Below are 21,020 nucleotides of genomic sequence, written 5' to 3' on the forward strand. Positions count from 1 at the left end.
GCAGAAAAATCATCCTTGCAACTCGTTGGGAATAGATATCGGCTTAATGTAAGGCAACAACAAGCTGTGCAAGGCATGAGTGCGTCGCAACAACAAATGGATCAAAGGCAATTGACTTGTATTCCTTTTGAGAGTATTAGCACAGAACCTATCATCATTGATGGATTTAATCTACTCATCATTTTAGAAAGTGCCTTGTCAGGCGCTTATCTCTTTAAAGGTTTAGATGAGGCTTATCGCGATTTATCTGGTGTACATGGCACCTATAAACGTGTACAGCAAACCGAGAATGCTTTACTCACTGTTGGACATCTTTTAAAAGATAATCCTGTCACTTGGGTCTTTGATCAACCTGTATCTAATAGTGGTCGGCTTAAAACGCTACTTAGAGAACATGCCGAACAACATCATTTTAATTGGGACATCATTTTAGACAATAATCCTGATAAATTGTTAGCAGAAAGTAAAGACATCGTAGTAAGTTCAGATGCATGGATTTTAGATCGTGCTGAACGTTGGTTGAATCTTGGTGCTTATATTATTGAGCATCATATTGATAACCCTAATATTGTTTATGCTACATAAGACAATTAAAAAAAACCGCAAACTCATCACTTGCGGTTTTCGATTTTAAGACAAATTATTTTTTGATCAATTCAAAACTAAAATCTACTTTAACTTCATTAGATAGTTTATTGGCAACAATTTTTGGAATTTTAATTTCAAAATCTGATACTAAGACTTTAAAACTGCCTGATAGTAAAATTTTGTCTTCAACTCGCTTTATGATTAATGAAATATCTTTTAGATCTTTAGTTATTCCATGAAAAGTCAAAGCACCATTTATCGTTTTAGAGCTTTCAGCTTCACTTAAATTATCATGATTAAAATCATTTATTTTACCTCTAAAAGTAGCTTTAGGGTATTTGTCTGATTCCGCATAGTTTTCATTAAAGTGCTCTTCCATTAAGGCATTTTTAAATCGAAATGCTTTTACTAATGCTAATGCAGCAAACTCACCATTTTCAGTATTTAATATGGCAGTAACAACATTGTTTTTTGCAGCAACCTCTTCAAAAGATGGTACTGAGGCTTCAAAATTCAGGGATCCTGTTTTGGTTAGGTATTTACTTTGACTAAGTGCACTTAGGCTAATAAATAGCAGTGCTAAAAATGTTACTTTTTTCATGTTTTTTTAGTTTTCTAAAAGACCTTCTTGTTCCCATTGAATAACAAGGTCAATTAAGTTTTGAGGTAACCTTGGTCCTCCAAAAGGCATTAAAGAGCTTGCGTCTGTAGTTGAAATGCGTTCGATTAAATCTCCGTTTTCAACAGCATTTTTTACATCATTGTATGTTGTTAAAGACATTGGTGCTCCGTTTACTGGAGGGTTACTATGGCAGCCTATGCAATTGCTATCAATAATTGTCTTTATATTATTGTTGTAGGTTACAAAGTCTTCAATAATGATTTCTTCAGTTAAATCATCTTCACTATTGTATGAACAACTTAAAAAAGAAATAGCAATTGACAAGTATATGAGGTGTTTGAATTTCATAATATTAATTTTTTAAAATACACGACTTAGATTAAACCCAAAGTAAATATTACCATCGCTCCAATCTCCTGTGGCTTGACCAAGAAATCCATTGGTGTTCATAGCTTGAGCATTTGAAAAGTGCATTTGAAACACATGGCCTCCGGTTTCTAGATCAAAACCAATAGAAAGAGGGTTTTTAAACGGAGAATCATCGGCTCTATTTAAATGCCAACCGTAATCTAGGTTTATAGACCATCGTTTGCCGAGTTTTTGTCGCCCTCCAAACCCTATAGCATATTGTGAATTGTGTTGTTCGTCGTAAGCCACAAAATTGTCATGAAAAAAAGTTGGTGCTATTTCCAACGACAATTTTGAACTTACTTTTTTAGATATAAGCAATTGAGCAGTATATCCAAGACGATCCCTAAATTCTAATTTTGGTAAATTTTCTTTTTCTAATGCGGTGTTTACTAATATTGAATTATAGGCAACAATGGTAAAAGGAAATCCATTATCTTTTTGTCTGGTTAATCTATATTTTGCTGAGGCTTCATATATTTTTTGAAATGAGCTACGCGATACTCCAACATTAAAGGCATCGGTTATGCCATATACAAAGTTTAGTCGTGTTACAGCATCATCTAGGCCAAAGAAATTGTCAAATCCGTTTTCTATACTTCCAAACCTGTGAGAAACAATAAATGTTAACTCTTTTTTTGCAACAAGTTTGGTAGACTCAAAATTGACAATTTTTAGACCTTTAAATGCGGCACTTGCGTAATTGTCTATGATAGAATCTGAATCAATTTCATTTAATAAATCATCTTCCTGAGCATTTAAAACTAGGCATGAGAGTGACAGTAAGAGTATAAATAGATATCTCATTTCTTAAAAATTAATTATGTGGTATGGTTTTCTTCTTCTAAATAAAGCTTAATAAGTTATTGCTTTATAAATCGTTTGGTATCCTCTCCATTTTCTGATGAAATTTTGATGAGATATAATCCGTCATCCCAATTAGATACATTAATTTGAGAGGTTTCACTTGAGTTTAATTGTTGAGACAACACTTTTTTACCAAGTAAATTATAAACTTCTATTGTTCCGTTTGAGTTAATATTTTGAGTTTGAATATGTAAAACAGAGTTTGATGGATTAGGGTATAATTTTACTGTGCTTTGTTGCTCAAGATCGTTAATACTTAGTGTGCTCCAAAAAGCAACTCCGTCTTGTGAGCCATTACCTGTATATTCAAAAGGAGGCGAAACATTAATAAAAGTATTAGTATCCCAAATGCCTTTAGCAACAGCAACAGACTCTCTTTGGTGACCTGCGCTTCCCCATTGTATATAATCTTCCATAGCAGTAGAAGAGCCAAAACTATTAGTGTTGTAAAGTCCAAACTCACCATCAGCGACAGCAAAATTAACTGAGCTGGCAATATTTATTTCTTCATCAGGATTTAACATTACTGTACTTGTCATAGAACTTACTTGTCCATAAGATGGGAAGTTACAGAACCAATAACCTGAAATATTTACGGCAGATGATCCAAAATTTTTGAGTGTTACAGAGTTTGTAGCAGGATCTAATCTGTATATTCTAACGCTTCTAAATGTAATCCATTGGTCAGCTCCGTTTTGCGAGCCTGTTCCGCTATAGGCAAATGGAGCTGCAAGATCTACAAAGGTGCCACTATTCCAAATACCTTTAGCAACAGCAACAGATTCTCTTTGGTGACCTGCGCTTCCCCATTGTATATAATCTTCTATTGCTGCAGAAGAACCGAAACTGTTAGAGTTGTATAAGCCAAATTCTCCGTCAGCAACTGCAAAATTAACTGAACTAGCAATGTTTACTTCTTCATCTGGATCTAAACTAGTTACAGAAGTCATAGAACTTACTTGTCCGTAAGCTGGGTAATTGCAAAACCAATAACCCGAAATAGGAACATTAGTGTTTCCGTAGTTTTTGAGTGTTACAGAATTTGTAGCAGGATCTAACTTAGAAATTCTTACTTGAGCATTTAAACTGTAGAGGCAAAAAAATGCTAATGCTAATAAAGCGGTTTTTAAAAGGTAATTCTTTTTCATAATTATGTTTTTTAATTAATTATTATTCTTTAATAATGATGCATTGATCTAATTTTATTTGTTCTAATAAATCATCATAGCCAATTACTCGTCCTTTAATTTTAATAGTGTTGTTGTTTTTTAACGATGTATCTGTATCATTAGAAAACTGACAAAACACAGCGTCTTCTATGGTGATGTCATTGCTATTTATATCTGAAATTAAACCAGAGACTTCTATAGTTTTGTTTAAATATTTTTGTTCTGCTGATGTTACATCATCTAAGAATTGTTGCGCTATTTTTGAAGAATTCAAAGAAAATTCAGCCTTTTCATTTTCTATATTTCTATGATCTTGATAAATATAGTTGTAGCCAATAAGTGCTATTATTAGCAATACAATTATCAATACAATCCAGTTTCGTTTCATAATTACTAATTCTTACTAAAAACTAAAGTGTCTATACTGCCATCACCACCACTTACATCTCTTAAGTTTATTATATTACTAGTATGACTAATAATATCCCAATCGTCATTTAAATCATCAAAGTCATGATCGTCTGGAACAGAAAATGAAATATTGAAATCTATATCACTATCGTTACTGTCATCATTACTACTGCTACTTGTAACGGACCATGAACCATTGTATGTTGTACTACCATTAGTTGCATTTAGTGTTCCATTAGCTTCAAAAGTGAATATATAGCCGTTAAAATCACTAGTTTCATTGTCTCCAGAATCTATATAGCTTGTTATTATCCATGTGCCAGATTCAACATTGGTTTCTATTTGAGAGATTTCTTGTGAGTTGTCTGAGTTGTTTCCGTCATCATCATCAGAACAAGTAAAAGACATTAATGAAAAACTTATCATTAATAAAATGCTGTAAAAAAAGTTTGTTTTCATAATTAATGGATTTAAAGGTTTGTTTTAATCGCAATTGTTTTCGTATCGCAATCTGTCATCATTTCCAACTCTTAAGTCTATTTTTGTCTCGTCTGAGCAGTTTTCTATTTCGTGTAAAATCCAATTGTTATTACATAATGGTAAAGCAGGTACATTTATTAAAACTTGCAAATTGTTTCCAAAACCATTGGAAGTCCAAGTGCCATAAACAGTAGTCGTATTCCAGTATACAGACATAGTACCATCACTAAAAAAATTGAATGTATAACCATCATAAGCATCATCATAATCATTTCCATCTCTTTCGAGTTTGTCTACTTCCCAATCAGAGCAATTAAGAAGTAAATTTTCTAATTGAGATGGTGTGCAGTTGTCACAATCATCATCACTGTAATCATAGTCGTCATCTTCATCACAAGAATTAATGGCATTGTTAATTGCAGTTTCAAGAGCTGTAAAGTTGTTTATTGAAACTTCAGAATTATCTGCTAAGATTACTGTAATAGGAAAATTGAAGGTTGTTATATTATCATCATCAAGATCGTCTGTGAAATTGAAAAGTTGATTGTCGTTTTCAAGAGTGATTGTTTCTAGAAGCTCATTATTTGGGTTAAATATTGAAACTTCAATAGGATATGTAAAGTCAACACATTCAATATCATCATCTATTTCATTTTCACCATTACAACTATTAGTGTATGTATTAAATTCTGAAAGATTATTAATTATAATTTCAGAAAAATCGCTTAAAATGATAGTAATAGGGAAATTGATATTTAAGTTATCTGTGTCAGAGTCAGATGCATCAAAAACACATTCTATAATAGCATAATCTTCTTGAGAGTTTACATCAATTTCTTGCCCATTTACATTAACAGTATATGGAAATGCAATGTCAAAACAGTTGGCTCTATCTATAATATTATCTGGCGAGCCATCATTAGATGTTACTCTTTCTATTAATATTGCAATATTAGAGTTTGCTTCTAAAATTTCATCTTCAGGAGTTTGAATAATCTCGGTTTCCTCTTTTCGACAAGAAGAGAGAATAGTAGCAAAAATTAGTAGAATTAATAGTGTTTTTAGTTTCATGATGGCTTGTTTTTTATTGCCATTTAATATATAACAACTCACTTTTAAAAACTACTGAACTTTTTTAAAAAAAATATTTCAATACCTTTATCAAAACTATTAACCTTGCCTAAAAACCTTAGTGACAATATCTGTGAAGAAGCAGCATTTGAGCGTATTTATAATAAATACTCAGATGACGTGCACAATTTTTTGTATTACAAATATGGTTCACAATATAATCCTAGAGATAAAGCACAAGAAGCCTTTATTAAGTTATGGGATAATTGTAAACAGGTTACTTTTGCTAAAGCTAAATCGTTTTTGTTTACTGTAGCTAATAATATGATGTTAAATGAAATTAAGCATCAAAAAGTGGTTTTAAACCATCAAAAAATAAAGCCTAAGCATTACACTAATGAAACTCCTGAGTTTGTTTTAGAGCAAGAGCAATATTTAGAAAAGTATAAAAAAGTACTAGCTAATCTTAAGGAAGAACAACGTGTAGCTTTTTTATTAAGTAAAGTTGAAGGGAAAAAGCATAGTGAAATAGCAGAAATGCTAGGTGTTACACAAAAGGTTGTAGAGTATAGAATTTATAGTGCTTTTAATATTTTAAAAAAAGAGCTCGAAAATTTTAAAATAAAATAAAAAGGAGAAATAAAGCTTGAGTTGTTATATGTTCAAGGAGAGAGTTTATGACTGAAGACGATTTATTAAAAAAATGGTTAAATAATGAACTTACAGATGCTGAAAAAGAAGTGTTTAGTAAGCGAGAAGACTTTGCTTTTAATCAAGAGATTGTTGATAAAGCTAAGTGTTTTAAGGCGTCACAGTTTTCTAATATTGATGATTTTGACGCTTTTAAAGTAAAATATAAAGCCAGACCATATGTAAAACGCCTTAATTGGCTAAAACCCGCTTTAAGAATTGCTAGTGTTTTGGTTATTGGTTTTGCGATTTATTTTACAATGTTTATGAGCCAAAGTGTGGTTGAAGAGCGCACGTTGTTAGCTGAGAAAACTACTATAGAACTTCCAGATTTATCTAGTGTAGTTATGAATTCGGATTCTGAAGTTTCTTATGATAAAGCGTCTTGGTTTAACAAAAGACAGCTAAATTTAAAGGGAGAAGCCTATTTTAGAGTAGCTAAAGGAAAAACGTTTGATGTGATAACAGAAAAAGGAGTAATAACTGTGGTTGGTACAGAATTTAATGTTAAGGCAAGAACAAACTATTTTGAAGTAAAGTGCTATGAAGGTATTGTAAGAGTATCTACAGATACAATTACAAGGCAATTGTTAGCAGGAGATAGCTTTAGTATTCTTAATAACGTTTTTAGAGAAGGTGATTTTGAAGCAACTCAACCAGATTGGTTAAAAAATAAAAGCCATTTTAAAGCAATACCATTAAAAGAGGTAATTAATGAACTAGAGAGACAGTTTAATGTCAAGGTAACTTTTAAAGATACAGATACATCACAATTGTTTTCTGGTGGATTTACACATAATGATTTAGAAAAAGCCCTTTACGCTATTACAAAACCTATGAATTTGACTTATAAAATTAGTTCCTCTAACCAAGTTGTAATTCATGGCAAAACAGATTAGACGGTATATTACAACGCTAATTTTTAGTTTTATTTTTTTGTTTCAGGCTTATGCCCAAGAGACTAAAGAAAAACAATTGTTAACTAAGGTTTTAACACAATTAGAAAAGCAATTCAAAGTTCAGTTTAATTATGCCGAAGATGCGATTTCTAAGGTGTTAGTTAAGCCTCCTTCAAAATCGTTATCATTAACAGAGGTTTTAAGTTTTTTAGAATTAGAAACAGATTTTTTATTTCAACTTACAGATGATGAGATGGTTTTGGTAATAACTAAAGATGCCTCATTAATTTTTCAAAAATTATCTGAAGTTTTGGTTTCTGGCTATATTGTTAAGGGTATAAATAAGTTAAACAATGGGTCTTTTGAAATAAAAGTTTCAGAATTTGATATTCTTCCTGGTTTGGTGAATACAGATGTATTACAAGCAGTACAAGCGTTTCCTGGAATTCAAAGTATAAACGAAACCGTTTCTAATATAAATATTAGAGGAGGTTCTCACGACCAAAACTTAATTCTTTGGGATGATATAAAGATGTATCAGTCTGGGCATTTTTTCGGACTCATTTCTATGTTTAATCCTCAAATAACTCAGCGTGTTTCGTTAATTAAAAACGGAACTGCGACTGAGTTTACAGATGGTGTTTCTGGGATTATATCTATGGAAACAGAAAAAGAAATCAACAATAAATTTAAGGGTAATCTTGGAGTTAATTTTATAGATGCTAATGGCTTTGCAGATGTTCCTTTAGGTAAAAGATCGTCATTACAAATTGCAGCAAGAAAATCTATTAGTGATTTTACAGAAACACCAACATATACTAATTTTTTTGAACGTATTTCTCAAGATACCGAAGTAGAAAATAATACTATGAGTATTGTAAATTCTAACAAAACATTCGATTTTTATGACGCTTCTTTACGTTGGGTTTATAAGATAAATGATAATGAAGAACTTAGAGTAAACTTTATAAATGTAGGAAATGAATTAATTTTTAATGAAAATGCTTCGATTAATAATTTAGAAGACTCGAGAGAGAGTAGTTTGTCTCAAAATAGTATTGCAGGAGCAGTTTCGTATTCTAAAATATGGAATAGTAAGTGGCAAACGGTTTTAGAAGCTTATGAAACAGATTATAAGTTAAAATCTATCAACGCTAATGTATTAGATTCTCAACAGTTTTTGCAAGAAAATAAAATATCTGAAACAAGTTTAAAGCTAAAGATAAATTATACAATCAATGATAGATTAGAACTTTTAAGTGGTTATCACTTTGTTGAAACTAAAGTTACTAATTTAGATGATGTAGATGTACCACGTTTTAAATTATTAGTATCTGAGGTTGTAAGGACACATGCTGTGTTTTCGCAAGTGTTATATAAATCTAGAGATCTAAAAACAAATCTATTAACAGGGCTGAGGTATAATTATATAGACAAATTTAGTAAACATCTTATAGAACCAAGACTTAGTTTTTCTCATAAATTATTAGATAATTTTTCTGTTGAAGTTTTAGGAGAATTAAAACATCAGAATACTTCACAAATTATAAATTTTCAAAATGATTTTTTAGGCATCGAGAAGCGCAGATGGCAATTATCTAACGATAGAGATATTCCTGTAATACAAAGCCAGCAAGCCTCAATAGGATTGTCATTTAGTAAACAAGGATGGCTCATTAGTGCTGAAGGTTATTATAAAAAAATAAAAGGAATAACCACACAAAGTCAAGGTTTTCAAAATCAATATGAATTTATTAGAACACATGGGTTAAATGAGGTGAGAGGTGTTGACTTTATAGTAAGAAAGCGTTTTAATAAATTTAATTCTTGGTTGAGTTATTCTTATATGAATAGTGATTATATATTTAGTGATTTACCAGAAACTAATTTTCCTAGTAATTATAACATTAGGCATGCTGTTACATTTGGTACTAATTATACCTCCGATAATTTAAAACTATCGGCTGGTTTAAATTGGAATTCAGGAAAGCCAACGACAAAGCTTATTAATGGAAACGAAATTGAGAATGGCGAAATTAACTATAACAGTACTAATTCATCTAGACTAAGAGATTATTTGAGAGTTGATGTCTCTGCACTTTATGGTTTTAATTTAAGTACTACCACTAATGCAGAGTTAGGTTTTTCTGTTTGGAATTTATTAGATAGAGAAAACATTATAAATAACTTTTATAGAATTAATAATGATGAAATATCTGAAGTTCAGCAGCGTTCTTTAGGTGTAACGCCTAATTTAGTTTTTAGAATAAATTTCTGAGTTTAAAAGAAAATCTCTTGTGCTAATCTATAGGTATTAGCATGTGCATCTACAATTGTTTTTATTTCAGGCGAGTAACCTCCTCCCATACTACACATTATAGGAATACTATGGTTTTTACAGGTTTGTAATACAAAACGATCACGTTCTTTACAACCTTTTACACTCATGCCAAGTTTTCCTAATTTATCTGAAGCAATAACATCAACACCACATAAGTAATAAATAAAATCTGGTTGTTGTTCATCTAAAAGTTTTGGTAATGTTGCTTTTAATGTACTTAGATACGTTTCGTCATTAGTGTCATTGTCTAGAGCAATATCTAAGTCGCTAAGTTCTTTTTTAAAAGGATAGTTACTTTTACCATGCATAGAAAATGTAAATACTGAGTTATCATTCTTAAAAATTTCTGCAGTACCATTTCCTTGATGTACATCTAAATCTACGATGAGAATTTTTTTAGCCAAACCTTTACTTTGAAGGTAACGTGCACCAATCGCTTGGTCGTTAAGCAAACAAAAAGCTTCGCCACGATTGGTATAAGCATGGTGCGTACCACCAGCTACATTCATAGCAATACCATGTTTTAAGGCATACTCAGAAGCTTTTATGGTGCCATCTGCAAGAATAACTTCGCGCTCTACTAAAGATCTACTTAACGGAAATCCTATCTTATGTGCTGCACGTTGATCTAAAGTGATGTTTACTAAATCGTAATAATACTCTGGTGTATGAACAGCAATGATGTATTTATCGTTAGGCTTTACTGGCTCAAAAAAATTATTGTTAGTACAGGTGCCTTCATGCAGAAGTTGCTGAGGCAGCAACTCATATTTTTCCATCGGAAAACGATGCCCTTTTGGTAAAGGGTGTTTGTAAATAGGATGATATGCTATTTTTAGCATTTACTTATGTAATTTTAACTGAATACGCTTTCTAGAAATATCTACTTCCAAAACCTTAACAATAACTTGCTGATGAAGTGATACATGTGCATTAACATCGCTCACAAAACCATCTGAAAGATTAGACACATGAATTAAGCCACTTTCCTTTATGCCAACATCTACAAAAGCACCAAAGTTGGTGATGTTATTTACAATACCTGGTAGAAGTTGCCCTTCTTTTAAATCAGTTATGGTTTTGATAGTTTGATTAAAGGTGAAAACTTTAGCTTTTTCTCTAATATCTAAACCAGGCTTTTCTAATTCTTTTACAATGTCTTTTAGTGTTGGAAAACCAATAGAATTTGAAATGTATTGTTCTAGTTTGATTTTTTTAAGTAATTCGGTATTACCAATAAGTTGTGCTACAGATTTATCTTCATCTTTTGCAATTTGCTTAACTAAAGCATAGCGTTCTGGATGCACAGCAGAATCATCTAATGGATTGCTTCCGCCTTTAATTCTTAAAAATGCAGCACTTTGTTCAAAGGCTTTTCCGCCTAATCGTGCCACTTTTTTAATGTCATTTCTAGAGGTAAACGTACCATGCTCATTTCTGTATGCAATAATATTTTCGGCAAGCTTTGGCCCAATACCAGATACATAGCTTAATAGCGATTTGCTAGCTGTATTTATATTAACTCCTACAGCGTTTACACAACTTTCTACAACAGTATCTAAACTGGTTTTTAATTTAGTTTGGTCAACATCGTGTTGGTATTGCCCAACACCAATAGATTTGGCATCAATCTTAACTAATTCTGCTAAAGGATCTTGAAGACGTCTTCCTATAGATACAGAACCACGGACTGTGACATCATAATTAGGGAATTCTTCGCGAGCAATTTTTGAAGCAGAATAAATACTAGCTCCTGCTTCGCTTACAACGTAAACTTCAATGTCGTTTCTAAACCTAATTTTACGAACTAAGGCTTCAGTTTCTCTAGATGCAGTTCCGTTTCCAATAGCTATAGCATCAATTTTATAGGCATCTGCCAATGAGCTAATTTTTTTCATAGCTCCTATAGCATCCTTTTTTGGTGGATGCGGATATATGGTTTCATTGTGCTTTAAATCTCCTTTTTCGTCTAGGCAAACTATTTTACAACCTGTTCTAAAACCTGGATCTATAGCTAATATGCGTTTTTCACCAACAGGTGAGCCAAGTAATAATTGTTTTAAGTTTTTTGAAAACACTTTTATAGCAGCATCGTCAGCTTTTGCTTTTGCATTTTGTAAGGCTTCGTTTGTTAATGAAGGTAATAATAAACGTTTATATGCATCTTTAATAGCAAGTTCTATTTGATCTGTACAGTTATTATTTGATCTAATAATACGATCTTCAATTTTTGCTAATGTGCGTTCATCATCAATTTCAATTTTAACACGAATAAACCCTTCTTGTTCTGCTCTAAGAATGGCTAATAAACGATGAGACGGAATACGGTTTAAAGATTCTGACCAATCAAAATAATCTCTAAATTTTTGAGCTTTTTCATCATCAACTTTAGTTTTTACAGCTTTGGTATTGATAGTTGCAAAGCGTTCTAATTGATAACGAATATTGTTTCTAATGTCTGTACGTTCGCTAATCCATTCTGCAATAATATGTCGCGCACCTTCTAGTGCCATGTTTTCAGAACTTATAGAGCCTTTTACGTGCCTAAAAGCAATAGCCTCAATATCATTAGCATTTTGGCTCATAATGATTTTTGCTAATGGTTCTAAACCATTTTTACGAGCTGTTTCTGCTTTGGTTTTGCGTTTCTTTTTATAAGGGAGATAAAGATCTTCTAGTAGTGTTAAGTCATCAGTATTTTCAATTTTTTTCTGAAGCTCTTCCGTTAAGACATCATCTTCTTTTAAAACTTTAATAATTGTAGCTTTTCGTTTTTGTAAAGCTTCAAATTGTGCTTTAAAGGTTACAATACTCCCAATTTCTACTTCATCTAAATTGCCTGTTTGTTCTTTTCTATAACGAGATATAAACGGAATTGTACAGTCTTCGTCTAAAAGTTTTAATGTGTTTTTTATACGAGTCTCAGATAACTTTGTTTTAGAAACAATGTATGGTATAATTTGCATAAAGTGGTTAAGGAAAACTACATGTTAATTACAGAAAAGTAGATAGATTTATAGCCTCTGCTGTAGAGTCTTTTTTCTATCTTTTGAAATTGTGCTTTGTGTTTTTCGTTATAAATAAAATACGTTGGGTAACTTGTTTTATCAATAGTTATAAATAATGGTATTATAGCATCTTTTCCATCATTTAAAGTAATGTTATGCATAGCCTTAAAGGAAAAAGATTTGTTTTCAGCTTCTATTTTTGATTGTATTTCAGTTACGACTAGAGTTGCATCTATTTTTATATTTCCGGTTGCTTTTGCATCATCTGTTAAGGAAATACCTAATAAGGACTGTAGGTTAGAATTAAATGTTATGTTCTTTTCACTCAAGTTCATGTCTTGATATTCAAAAAGAATACCTTCTTCAATAAGTGCAGCAGTTTTTTTGCCAATAGTTGCACGTCTTATAAGAACAATAGGTGTAATAATAACAAAAATGATTATTGCTAAAACGATTGCAAATACTGATGATATTATTGCTCTACCACTAATACAGCTTTTAAAGAACAAGTTCCAATATTGACTTAAAGAGTTTGTTTTAAAACAATAAGAAACGATCTTAAAAATGTTAGAAAAATTGATAAAAAGATTTACGATTATAATCAGTGCCGCAACAATGATTAGGATAATTCTTATTCCGTCCATATAATTATTATTAACTTATTTTTAAACCATTAGCAACACCATCAATACTTGGATTTACAAATACTAAATTTCCAGCCTCGTCTTCTGTCATTAAAATCATACCTTGGCTTTCTATTCCTCTAAGTTTCCTTGGTGCTAAGTTAACTAAAACTGTAACACGTTTACCAATAACGTCTTCGGGTTTAAAACTCTCAGCAATACCAGAAACTATAGTACGCGTATCAATACCAGTATCTACTTTTAGTACCAATAGCTTTTTTGTTTTTGGCATTTTCTCGGCTTCTAAAATGGTACCAACACGCAAGTCTAATTTTGTAAAGTCATCAAATGTAATTTCTTCTTTTTGAGGCTCTACAACTTTATTTGCTGCTTCGTTTGCTTTTTTACTAGCTTCAAGTTTATCTAATTGTTTCTGAATTGTATCATCTTCAATTTTAGAAAACAATAATTCTGGTTTTCCTATTTGAATACTATGACCAGCAGGAAGTAAAATGTCTTTTGAAGCAATATCGTCCCAAGTTAAATCTGAATCAAGTTCAGAATGACATAGAATAGATTTTAATTTATTAGACGTAAACGGTAAAAAAGGTTCACTTAAAACAGCCAATGCTGAAGCAATTTGTAAGGCTACAAACATTACGGTTTTGGTACGTGCTTCATCTGTTTTAATAGTTTTCCAAGGCTCTTCGTCTGCTAAGTACTTATTACCTAAACGCGCTAAATTCATTAATTCTTGACTTCCTTCTCTAAAACGGTAACGCTCAATGGAACTAGAAATTACAGCAGGATAAGCCTTTAATGCTGCTAAAGTATCTTCGTCTATGGTTTTAAATTCTGATGGTTCAGGAATTTCCCCATCGTAATATTTATTAGTTAAAACGGCAACACGATTAATAAAGTTTCCGAAAATGGCAACTAACTCATTATTATTTCTAGCTTGAAAATCTTTCCAAGTAAAATCATTATCCTTTGTTTCTGGTGCATTAGCTGTTAAAGCATAACGCAACACATCTTGTTGGTTAGGGAAATCGTTTAAATAATCTGGCAACCAAACAGCCCAATTTTTTGAGGTTGATAATTTATTACCTTCTAAATTTAAAAACTCATTGGCAGGTACATTTTCTGGTAAAATATAAGAACCTTCTGCTTTAAGCATAGATGGGAAAATAATGCAATGGAATACAATATTGTCTTTTCCAATAAAATGTACAAGAGTTGTGTCTTTATCTTTCCAGTAGTCTTCCCAATTTTTATTTTCGCGTTCTGCCCATTCTTTTGTAGCAGAGATATAGCCAATTGGAGCATCGAACCAAACGTATAACACTTTACCTTCACCACCTTCTACTGGTACAGGAATTCCCCAATCTAAATCTCTCGTTACAGCTCTTGGTCTTAAACCATCGTCTATCCAAGATTTGCATTGTCCATACACATTAGGCTTCCAATCTTTTTTGTGCCCTTTAAGAATCCATTCTTTTAAGAATTCCTCGTGCTTGTTTAATGGTAAAAACCAATGTTTAGTTTCTTTTAATGTAGGTGCATTACCAGTAATTGCAGATTTTGGGTTGATTAAATCTGTAGCATTGTGGCTTGTACCGCAATTTTCGCACTGATCTCCATAAGCTTCTTCATAGTTGCATTTAGGGCAAGTACCAATAATAAAACGATCGGCTAAAAATTGATTGGCTTCAGCATCGTATAATTGTTCCGAAACTTCTTCAACAAACTCATTTTTGTCATAAAGTGTTTTAAAGAACTCCGAAGCAGTATCATGATGTATTTTAGCAGAAGTACGTGAGTAATTATCAAACGAAATACCAAAATCTTCAAAAGATGTTTTAATAATAGCATGGTATTTATCTACAATGTCTTGTGGAGTTACTCCTTCTTTTTTTGCCTTAATGGTAATTGGCACTCCATGCTCATCACTTCCGCAGATAAAAGCAACATCATTGCCAGTTAATCTTAAATATCTCGAATAAATATCTGCTGGTACATAAACACCTGCTAAATGACCAATATGAATTGGGCCATTAGTATATGGTAAAGCTGCTGTAATGGTATATCTTTTTGACATAATTTTCAATATTTTGAAAGCTACAAAAGTACATAATATAAAAACAGTTCTAAAAAAAATGTACATTTACAGAAAGCCGTTTTTTATGATAATGAGACAGACCTTTTTATTCTTATGCTTTATTATTAATTTAGTATTGAATAATAATTTATGCGCTCAAATTGAAACGGATAATTTTTCTAAAATGAGTACTAAATTAATTCAGCCACCATATTTAAAAGCAGGTGATACTGTTGCTATTGTGGCACCTTCAGGAGTTTTAAAAAACCGAGAGCGTGAGGTAAAGCAAGCAGATAGTTTATTGAGAAGTTGGAAACTAAATGTTATCATAGGTGAGCATGTGTTTAGCAAGGCCAATCATTTTGCTGGTACAGATGAGGAACGTTGTGAAGATCTGCAAAATGCAATGGATAATCCTAGAGTTAGTGCTATTTGGTGTGCAAGAGGAGGTTATGGAACTGTAAGAATTTTAGATAAATTAGATTACACTAAGTTTAAAGAAAACCCTAAATGGGTTATAGGTTATAGCGATATTACGGCATTACACAATCAATTACACAATGAAGGTTTTGAGTCTTTACATGCATTAATGTGTGTGAGCTTAACACAAGATTTAAATGATATAAAAGAGAGTATAGATACGTTTAAATCGGCTTTGTTTGGTAATACTACCAATTATACTTTAGAAGGTTCGGTTTATAATAGAGTAGGGAATACTACTGGTAAACTAGTAGGAGGTAATCTAACAATGTTGCACACAATGTTAGGATCTAAAGAAAGCATTGATACATCTGGAAAAATTCTTTTCATTGAGGAAATTGGTGAATACAAATATCATATAGATAGGATGTTACAAAGCATGAAACGTGCTGGTTATTTTGATAATCTTAATGGACTTATTGTTGGTGATATGTCTAAGCTTAGAAAAAACACCACGCTTTGGGGAACATCTATTGAGCAATTAGTTTTAGATGCTTTAGAAGATTATGATTTTCCTATTGCCTTTAATATGTCTGCAGGTCATGAAAAAGATAATCGTGCTTTGGTATTGGGTAGAGAAGTTGAGTTGAAGGTAGGGAAAGTTAAAAGTAGTTTAGAATTTAAATAAAGCATTTTTTAAATGAAGGAGGTAGGGTAGAGATTCCTGCTTTCGCAGGAACGAGATGGCACAGCACAACGAACTTGGTAAAAAAGGGGAACAACTAGCAGTAGATTTTCTTTTGAAGAATAACTACAATGTTATTGAGCGCAATTATCGTTTTGAAAAAGCTGAGGTTGACATTATTGCAGAAAAAGAGGGTGTTTTAGCAATTGTAGAAGTAAAAACAAGATCATCTCTCGATTTTGGTAATCCGCAAGATTTTGTAAAGCCTAAACAAATTAAAAACTTAGTTAAGGCAGTAGATGAATATGTGACAGAAAACGACTTAGATATAGAAGTGCGTTTCGATATTATTGCAATCGTAAAAAAAGGAAATCATTATGATATTGAGCATTTAGAAAATGCATTTTATCATTTTTAGAGGTAAATATTAACAACTGCTATTAAAAGCGTGTAAAATAAAACGTTTAAAATTTTGTCGTTTGTTTTTAAAGTTAAAAACCTTTTAACTTCCTTCTTAATTACATTAAAAGAAAGGATTATACCAGTAAAAATAACGCCCAATCCAATAAACATGTATAAAGATTGAGGGTATGGTAACGTAGCATTAGTAACTATAAAAAGTACAAGTAAAACAGTAGAGATTAAAACACGCTTTTCGTTTTTTTTGTCTAAGTTATTTCTGAGAACAATAGTTTTTGTTTTTGATACAATAAGAGCAACGATAGCGGTTAAAAAAACAATGGTAAAAGTCATTACTTAATTAGAAAGATTTAGTTGCTATAAAATTAATTAAACTTTAAAAAATTAAAAAACCTAAAAGGAGTAAGTTTTTAAGAGTATCTGTAAAAATTCATTTCGTCTATATAATGCCACACTTTATCGGACAACATAGGTCGAACATTTCTACCAGCTTTAATTTCTTGTCTTATAAACGTAGAAGATAGCTCCATTATTGGAGCAGAAATGTTAAAGATTTTAGGATGCTCATTAAACCTTGAATTTATTTTACCTTCAGAGAGTCTTGGATAAACATAGATATTTTGGTTTTCTAATATGAGTTCGTAATTTTTCCACTTATGAAAACTCTTTAAATTGTCTTCTCCCATAATTAAGGCAAACTCATGTTTAGGATACTTTTCCTCAAGATAGGTGAGTGTGTCTATAGTGTAATTTGGCTGTTTTAACCCAAATTCTATATCGCTTGGTTTTAATTTGTCGTAGTCTTCGGTTGCTAGATAAACCATTTCAAAACGTTGCCTATTATCAAGGAGGCTACTTTTTTTCTTAAATGGACTTTGAGGTGTTACAACAAACCAAATTTGATCTAAATCACTATGCTCTGCTAAATGATTAGCTATAGTTAAATGACCAATGTGTATTGGGTTAAAAGTTCCGAAGTATAGACCTATTTTCATATTTATTTTCCACGAAAGTGGAAATCTACAGTTATTTTTTTATGAATTCTGAAACCAAATTATAAGCATTCTCTAATGCTTCGTCTAAATTAGAATTAACAACAATTTCATCGAAAAGTGGTGCAGTTGCCAATTCAGCAGGTGCTTTAGATACACGCATGCTAATTTTATCTTCACTTTCTTCGCCACGTTCTTTTAAACGTCTTACTAATTCATTTAAATCTGGTGGTTTCACAAAAATAGCAAGGGTTTGTTCTGGGAATTTTCGTTTTATACGCAAGCCTCCAGAGACATCAATGTCAAAAATAACATGCTTCCCTTTTGCCCAAATGCGCTCAACTTCAGATTTTAAAGTGCCATAAAAATTATCTCTGTAAACTTCTTCCCATTCTAAAAATTCATCTTCTTTAATCTTGTTTTTAAATTCTGATAGAGATAAATAATAATAGTCTTTACCGTGTACTTCGTTACCACGAGCTTCGCGAGAAGTTGCAGAAATAGAAAACTCTAAATTGAGCTCTTCTTGTTGTAGTAAATGACGAACAATAGTGGTTTTTCCTGAGCCTGATGGTGCGGAAAATACAATGAGCTTACCTTCTTTCATTTTTTAGTTATTGAATATTACAGTTTTAATGTTCTATAGAGCATTTAATAATTGTTCTTTAATTTTTTCGAGTTCATCTTTCATTTGCACTACTAATTTTTGCATTGGTGCATAGTTAGATTTTGAGCCTATGGTATTAATTTCTCTTCCTATTTCTTGAGAAATAAAGCCTAATTTTTTACCATTGGAGTCGTCAGAATTCAGAGCTTTAATAAAGTAATCTAAATGATTATCTAGCCTTACTTTTTCTTCAGTAATATCAAATTTTTCAATATAGTAAACGAGTTCTTGTTCAAAACGATTTTCGTCTACTTTTTCTTTAATATCTGCTACGCCTTTTTCTAACCTAGCTCTTACACCATCAATACGCTCTGGATCCATGGTAATTACCTTTTCTAGCAATTGTCTTAAAGTAGAAATTCTATCAGTAAAATCTTGTTTTAAAATAGCGCCTTCATCTTTTCTATAAGCTACAATTTTAGAAATAGCCTCATTAATACCGTTTTCAATAGTATGCCATTCTTCTTCATCAATATCATCTCGTTCTGTAGTTACAGCATCAGGTAAACGAATAGCCATTTTCAACAATTCAGTAGTGTCTCCATCTACTACTTCTTTAAGTTGTTTAATGTATTCTTGTACAACTGTTTTGTTGATTTTAGAGCTAGTGTCTTCTCCTGTAATTTCTACATAAAGTGAAAAATCTACTTTTCCACGAACCAAATTTTTGGCAATAAGCTTTCTAATGTCCAGCTCTTTAGCACGATACATTGATGGCATACGTGCATTAACGTCTAAATTTTTACTATTTAGTGATTTTAATTCTATTGAGATTTTTTTGGTTGGAAGTTGTAGTACAGACTTTCCGTAACCTGTCATAGATTGTATCATTAATGCGATGATATTAAAGTTGTGCAAAGGTACAAAAATGAATGTTTAGCGTTTTATTTAAATAGAGTTAATAGTATTAAAAGTGATCGTGGAGACTTTTATAACTTTGTGTTTCTTTATTTAAAAACGATTTATGTATAAAAAACAGTTTGAAATTCGTTGGAGTGATGTTGATGCTAATGGTCATTTAGCTAACTCCGCTTATACTAATTTTATGAGCCATGCAAGAATGTCTTTTTTGGGTGAGCAAGGCTTTTCTATGCCAGAAATTAAGAAACACAATATAGGACCAGTTGTATTTTATGAGCACATGTACTATTTTAAAGAGTCTTTTATCGGTGCGCCTATTACGGTTACTATAGAAGTATCTGGTTTGAGTGATGATGGTATGCTTTTTATGTTTGAACACAATTTTTATAATCATAAAGGCGAAAACTTAGCGTATTGCGAAATGCAAGGAGGATGGATAGATTTAAAAGCAAGAAAATTAACTCATTTGCCAGAAGGATTATTAGAGTTAGCGCATAAATTTCCAAAGGCTGAAAATTTTAAAACGCTTACTAGAGAAGATACAAGAAAGCATGGTGTAAAACCTAAGAACCTTTAAAAGGCTGATGCTGCTTAAACGATTTTATCTGCACGTTTTTTATAAAAGGTTTAAGAATTTGATTAGGTAGATAGCGTTTGTGCTTGCAGTAGCAAGTTAATGTTTTTGGTTGTGCACCAAGTGTACTTTTAATTTCAGAAGCAGTTCTACCTAAATTGATTTGTGTAGATTTTGTTTCTATTCCAATTCTTACATAATCGTTTAAGATTCTAGGATAAATGGCATGTGTCTTATTGTTAGAGTAATCTATACCAATAAAGTGCGCATCGAGATGGTTATTGTTTTGCATTGCTGAAAGAAAACCAACAAGTTTATCATCTAAAAAGTACCCTTTTACAATAAACTTGTCTTTGAAAGCGCTTTTAAGATTTATATAAGTATCAAGGTTTAGAATTTGAGCGTTAAAATCGGCATTGTTTATGGTGTTTTGATATAATATCTGAAGCTCATTTTTGTAAGTTTTTATATCTGCTTCATTAAAAAATTTTGCGTCTAAAGTTTCACTCTTCGTGTCAGCTCTATTAGCTTTTACTCTATACTTAGATCTTAATTCACTTGTATAATCATTAAAGGATTGCCATTCGGGTTTTAGATATATAATCATATTGGGTTCTACCTGCATAGATGCATAATCAAATGCCTTTAATTGATCTGTAATATGGAGAGATTCATCCTCAAAATCCTTGACGAAAATTGTTTTAAGACGCTTGCATCTGTAAAGTTTCTTTACACCTTTTGCAATGGCTTTAAAAGTTTCTATTTTAGGTTCACCTTCTTTTATATAAGTGCCATATTCTCCACTTAAAAAAACATTGCCACAAAACAAAACACGTATCTGATTATTACAAAACATATTATTGACAATGTCTCTTATTTTATGAGACATTTTAATGTTTTTGGTGATGGTTTCAATACCAATAGTTACTAGTTGAGTGTTAGCAAAAGCAACAGCTTCTCCTTTTTTTAATATAATGATATAATTAAACTCTATGTCTTTGTTGGCAAGTTCAAAGGCTTTTAAAAATTCTGGAGAATAGTAAATGTTAGAGGTGCAATTAAGATGGCTCCAATACGTTTTGGGTATGGTGTCTACAGATTTGAATATTTTACATTTAAGAGGCAA

Annotated in this window: 22 protein-coding genes; 7 read left to right on the forward strand and 15 right to left on the reverse strand. The window is 31.6% G+C overall.

The features are described from left to right. Window positions 1-585, forward strand: a 585-nt coding sequence (locus tag N4A42_RS07530; protein WP_294072202.1) for a DUF434 domain-containing protein, incomplete at its 5' end; no start/stop codon positions are given. A 55-nt stretch (window positions 586-640) separates the two neighbouring features. On the opposite strand, the gene N4A42_RS07535 is transcribed toward N4A42_RS07530, so the two are convergent. Genes N4A42_RS07535 through N4A42_RS07565 form a run of 7 tightly spaced genes read right to left on the reverse strand, consistent with a single transcriptional unit; the run spans window position 641 to window position 5,616 of the window. Further along, window positions 641-1,189: a YceI family protein gene (locus N4A42_RS07535; protein ID WP_294072207.1), complete on the reverse strand. Its 549-nt coding sequence runs from the start codon at window positions 1,187-1,189 to the stop codon at window positions 641-643. Window positions 1,190-1,195: 6 nt separating this feature from the next. Continuing rightward, complete coding sequence (locus tag N4A42_RS07540; RefSeq protein WP_294072212.1) at window positions 1,196-1,558, reverse strand: hypothetical protein; 363 nt, start codon at window positions 1,556-1,558, stop codon at window positions 1,196-1,198. Between the two features lie 12 nt (window positions 1,559-1,570). Then, window positions 1,571-2,425: a DUF5777 family beta-barrel protein gene (locus tag N4A42_RS07545; RefSeq protein WP_294072222.1), complete on the reverse strand. Its 855-nt coding sequence runs from the start codon at window positions 2,423-2,425 to the stop codon at window positions 1,571-1,573. A gap of 56 nt (window positions 2,426-2,481) precedes the next feature. Further along, window positions 2,482-3,633 carry a T9SS type A sorting domain-containing protein gene (locus tag N4A42_RS07550; RefSeq protein ID WP_294072225.1) on the reverse strand — a complete coding sequence of 384 codons (1,152 nt, stop codon included), beginning with the start codon at window positions 3,631-3,633 and terminating at the stop codon, window positions 2,482-2,484. 22 nt (window positions 3,634-3,655) lie between these two features. Continuing rightward, window positions 3,656-4,042 (reverse strand): hypothetical protein, encoded by a 387-nt coding sequence (locus N4A42_RS07555; RefSeq protein ID WP_294072228.1) that lies wholly within the window; start codon window positions 4,040-4,042, stop codon window positions 3,656-3,658. A gap of 5 nt (window positions 4,043-4,047) precedes the next feature. Then, window positions 4,048-4,524 carry a hypothetical protein gene (locus tag N4A42_RS07560; protein ID WP_294072231.1) on the reverse strand — a complete coding sequence of 159 codons (477 nt, stop codon included), beginning with the start codon at window positions 4,522-4,524 and terminating at the stop codon, window positions 4,048-4,050. A 24-nt stretch (window positions 4,525-4,548) separates the two neighbouring features. Then, window positions 4,549-5,616 (reverse strand): hypothetical protein, encoded by a 1,068-nt coding sequence (locus N4A42_RS07565; RefSeq protein ID WP_294072233.1) that lies wholly within the window; start codon window positions 5,614-5,616, stop codon window positions 4,549-4,551. Window positions 5,617-5,721: 105 nt separating this feature from the next. Here N4A42_RS07565 and N4A42_RS07570 point away from each other — a divergent pair, with 105 nt between their 5' ends. From N4A42_RS07570 to N4A42_RS07580, 3 genes are read left to right on the forward strand one after another with little or no spacing between them, the layout of a single operon-like run. Further along, window positions 5,722-6,246 (forward strand): RNA polymerase sigma factor, encoded by a 525-nt coding sequence (locus N4A42_RS07570; RefSeq protein ID WP_294072235.1) that lies wholly within the window; start codon window positions 5,722-5,724, stop codon window positions 6,244-6,246. Window positions 6,247-6,293: 47 nt separating this feature from the next. Beyond that, window positions 6,294-7,205: a FecR family protein gene (locus N4A42_RS07575; RefSeq protein ID WP_294072238.1), complete on the forward strand. Its 912-nt coding sequence runs from the start codon at window positions 6,294-6,296 to the stop codon at window positions 7,203-7,205. Next, window positions 7,189-9,483 (forward strand): TonB-dependent siderophore receptor, encoded by a 2,295-nt coding sequence (locus N4A42_RS07580; protein WP_294072240.1) that lies wholly within the window; start codon window positions 7,189-7,191, stop codon window positions 9,481-9,483. Before N4A42_RS07575 ends, N4A42_RS07580 begins: the two co-directional genes overlap by 17 nt. A 2-nt stretch (window positions 9,484-9,485) precedes the next feature. Here N4A42_RS07580 and N4A42_RS07585 read toward each other — a convergent pair whose 3' ends face one another. The 4 genes from N4A42_RS07585 to metG are packed head-to-tail and all read right to left on the reverse strand — an operon-like array spanning window position 9,486 to window position 15,275. Continuing rightward, window positions 9,486-10,388 (reverse strand): histone deacetylase, encoded by a 903-nt coding sequence (locus N4A42_RS07585; RefSeq protein ID WP_294072241.1) that lies wholly within the window; start codon window positions 10,386-10,388, stop codon window positions 9,486-9,488. Further along, entirely contained in the window at window positions 10,389-12,512 is a 2,124-nt protein-coding gene (locus tag N4A42_RS07590) for a Tex family protein (protein ID WP_294072243.1), read from the reverse strand. It abuts the gene before it with no gap. A 17-nt stretch (window positions 12,513-12,529) separates the two neighbouring features. Further along, window positions 12,530-13,198, reverse strand: coding sequence for a hypothetical protein (locus tag N4A42_RS07595; RefSeq protein ID WP_294072245.1), 669 nt, complete (start codon window positions 13,196-13,198; stop codon window positions 12,530-12,532). 10 nt (window positions 13,199-13,208) lie between these two features. Then, entirely contained in the window at window positions 13,209-15,275 is a 2,067-nt protein-coding gene (gene metG, locus N4A42_RS07600) for a methionine--tRNA ligase (RefSeq protein ID WP_294072259.1), read from the reverse strand. A gap of 184 nt (window positions 15,276-15,459) precedes the next feature. Between metG and N4A42_RS07605 the strand changes: the two genes are divergently transcribed. Both N4A42_RS07605 and N4A42_RS07610 read left to right on the forward strand, forming a co-directional pair. After that, window positions 15,460-16,383: an LD-carboxypeptidase gene (locus N4A42_RS07605; protein WP_294072262.1), complete on the forward strand. Its 924-nt coding sequence runs from the start codon at window positions 15,460-15,462 to the stop codon at window positions 16,381-16,383. A gap of 55 nt (window positions 16,384-16,438) precedes the next feature. Continuing rightward, on the forward strand, window positions 16,439-16,798 hold the full coding sequence (locus tag N4A42_RS07610; RefSeq protein ID WP_294072266.1) for a YraN family protein: 360 nt from the start codon (window positions 16,439-16,441) through the stop codon (window positions 16,796-16,798). 412 nt (window positions 16,799-17,210) lie between these two features. Here the strand turns inward: N4A42_RS07610 and nadD are convergent, their stop codons facing one another. From nadD to N4A42_RS07625, 3 genes are read right to left on the reverse strand one after another with little or no spacing between them, the layout of a single operon-like run. Continuing rightward, on the reverse strand, window positions 17,211-17,795 hold the full coding sequence (gene nadD / locus N4A42_RS07615) for a nicotinate (nicotinamide) nucleotide adenylyltransferase (protein WP_294072270.1): 585 nt from the start codon (window positions 17,793-17,795) through the stop codon (window positions 17,211-17,213). Between the two features lie 31 nt (window positions 17,796-17,826). Beyond that, entirely contained in the window at window positions 17,827-18,399 is a 573-nt protein-coding gene (gene gmk, locus N4A42_RS07620; protein ID WP_294072273.1) for a guanylate kinase, read from the reverse strand. Between the two features lie 33 nt (window positions 18,400-18,432). Beyond that, complete coding sequence (locus N4A42_RS07625; RefSeq protein WP_294072277.1) at window positions 18,433-19,290, reverse strand: YicC/YloC family endoribonuclease; 858 nt, start codon at window positions 19,288-19,290, stop codon at window positions 18,433-18,435. Between the two features lie 133 nt (window positions 19,291-19,423). On the opposite strand from N4A42_RS07625, the gene N4A42_RS07630 reads away from it, so the two are divergent. Beyond that, on the forward strand, window positions 19,424-19,897 hold the full coding sequence (locus N4A42_RS07630) for a thioesterase family protein (RefSeq protein WP_294072280.1): 474 nt from the start codon (window positions 19,424-19,426) through the stop codon (window positions 19,895-19,897). On the opposite strand, the gene N4A42_RS07635 is transcribed toward N4A42_RS07630, so the two are convergent. Beyond that, the gene (locus N4A42_RS07635) at window positions 19,884-21,020 is read right to left on the reverse strand and encodes a hypothetical protein (protein WP_294072283.1); all 1,137 of its coding nucleotides are present in this window, start codon (window positions 21,018-21,020) and stop codon (window positions 19,884-19,886) included. The genes N4A42_RS07630 and N4A42_RS07635 overlap by 14 nt on opposite strands.

It is taken from the genome of Winogradskyella sp., assembly GCF_025210595.1.
Lineage (GTDB): Bacteria > Bacteroidota > Bacteroidia > Flavobacteriales > Flavobacteriaceae > Winogradskyella.

Coding starts and splice junctions, on each gene's coding strand:
- N4A42_RS07535 (WP_294072207.1), bottom strand. CDS start 1,189: ATGAAAAAAGTAACATTTTTAGCACTGCTATTTATTAGCCTAAGTGCA.
- N4A42_RS07540 (WP_294072212.1), bottom strand. CDS start 1,558: ATGAAATTCAAACACCTCATATACTTGTCAATTGCTATTTCTTTTTTA.
- N4A42_RS07545 (WP_294072222.1), bottom strand. CDS start 2,425: ATGAGATATCTATTTATACTCTTACTGTCACTCTCATGCCTAGTTTTA.
- N4A42_RS07550 (WP_294072225.1), bottom strand. CDS start 3,633: ATGAAAAAGAATTACCTTTTAAAAACCGCTTTATTAGCATTAGCATTT.
- N4A42_RS07555 (WP_294072228.1), bottom strand. CDS start 4,042: ATGAAACGAAACTGGATTGTATTGATAATTGTATTGCTAATAATAGCA.
- N4A42_RS07560 (WP_294072231.1), bottom strand. CDS start 4,524: ATGAAAACAAACTTTTTTTACAGCATTTTATTAATGATAAGTTTTTCA.
- N4A42_RS07565 (WP_294072233.1), bottom strand. CDS start 5,616: ATGAAACTAAAAACACTATTAATTCTACTAATTTTTGCTACTATTCTC.
- N4A42_RS07575 (WP_294072238.1), top strand. CDS start 6,294: ATGACTGAAGACGATTTATTAAAAAAATGGTTAAATAATGAACTTACA.
- N4A42_RS07580 (WP_294072240.1), top strand. CDS start 7,189: ATGGCAAAACAGATTAGACGGTATATTACAACGCTAATTTTTAGTTTT.
- N4A42_RS07585 (WP_294072241.1), bottom strand. CDS start 10,388: ATGCTAAAAATAGCATATCATCCTATTTACAAACACCCTTTACCAAAA.
- N4A42_RS07590 (WP_294072243.1), bottom strand. CDS start 12,512: ATGCAAATTATACCATACATTGTTTCTAAAACAAAGTTATCTGAGACT.
- N4A42_RS07595 (WP_294072245.1), bottom strand. CDS start 13,198: ATGGACGGAATAAGAATTATCCTAATCATTGTTGCGGCACTGATTATA.
- metG (WP_294072259.1), bottom strand. CDS start 15,275: ATGTCAAAAAGATATACCATTACAGCAGCTTTACCATATACTAATGGC.
- N4A42_RS07605 (WP_294072262.1), top strand. CDS start 15,460: ATGAGTACTAAATTAATTCAGCCACCATATTTAAAAGCAGGTGATACT.
- N4A42_RS07610 (WP_294072266.1), top strand. CDS start 16,439: ATGGCACAGCACAACGAACTTGGTAAAAAAGGGGAACAACTAGCAGTA.
- nadD (WP_294072270.1), bottom strand. CDS start 17,795: ATGAAAATAGGTCTATACTTCGGAACTTTTAACCCAATACACATTGGT.
- gmk (WP_294072273.1), bottom strand. CDS start 18,399: ATGAAAGAAGGTAAGCTCATTGTATTTTCCGCACCATCAGGCTCAGGA.
- N4A42_RS07625 (WP_294072277.1), bottom strand. CDS start 19,290: ATGATACAATCTATGACAGGTTACGGAAAGTCTGTACTACAACTTCCA.
- N4A42_RS07630 (WP_294072280.1), top strand. CDS start 19,424: ATGTATAAAAAACAGTTTGAAATTCGTTGGAGTGATGTTGATGCTAAT.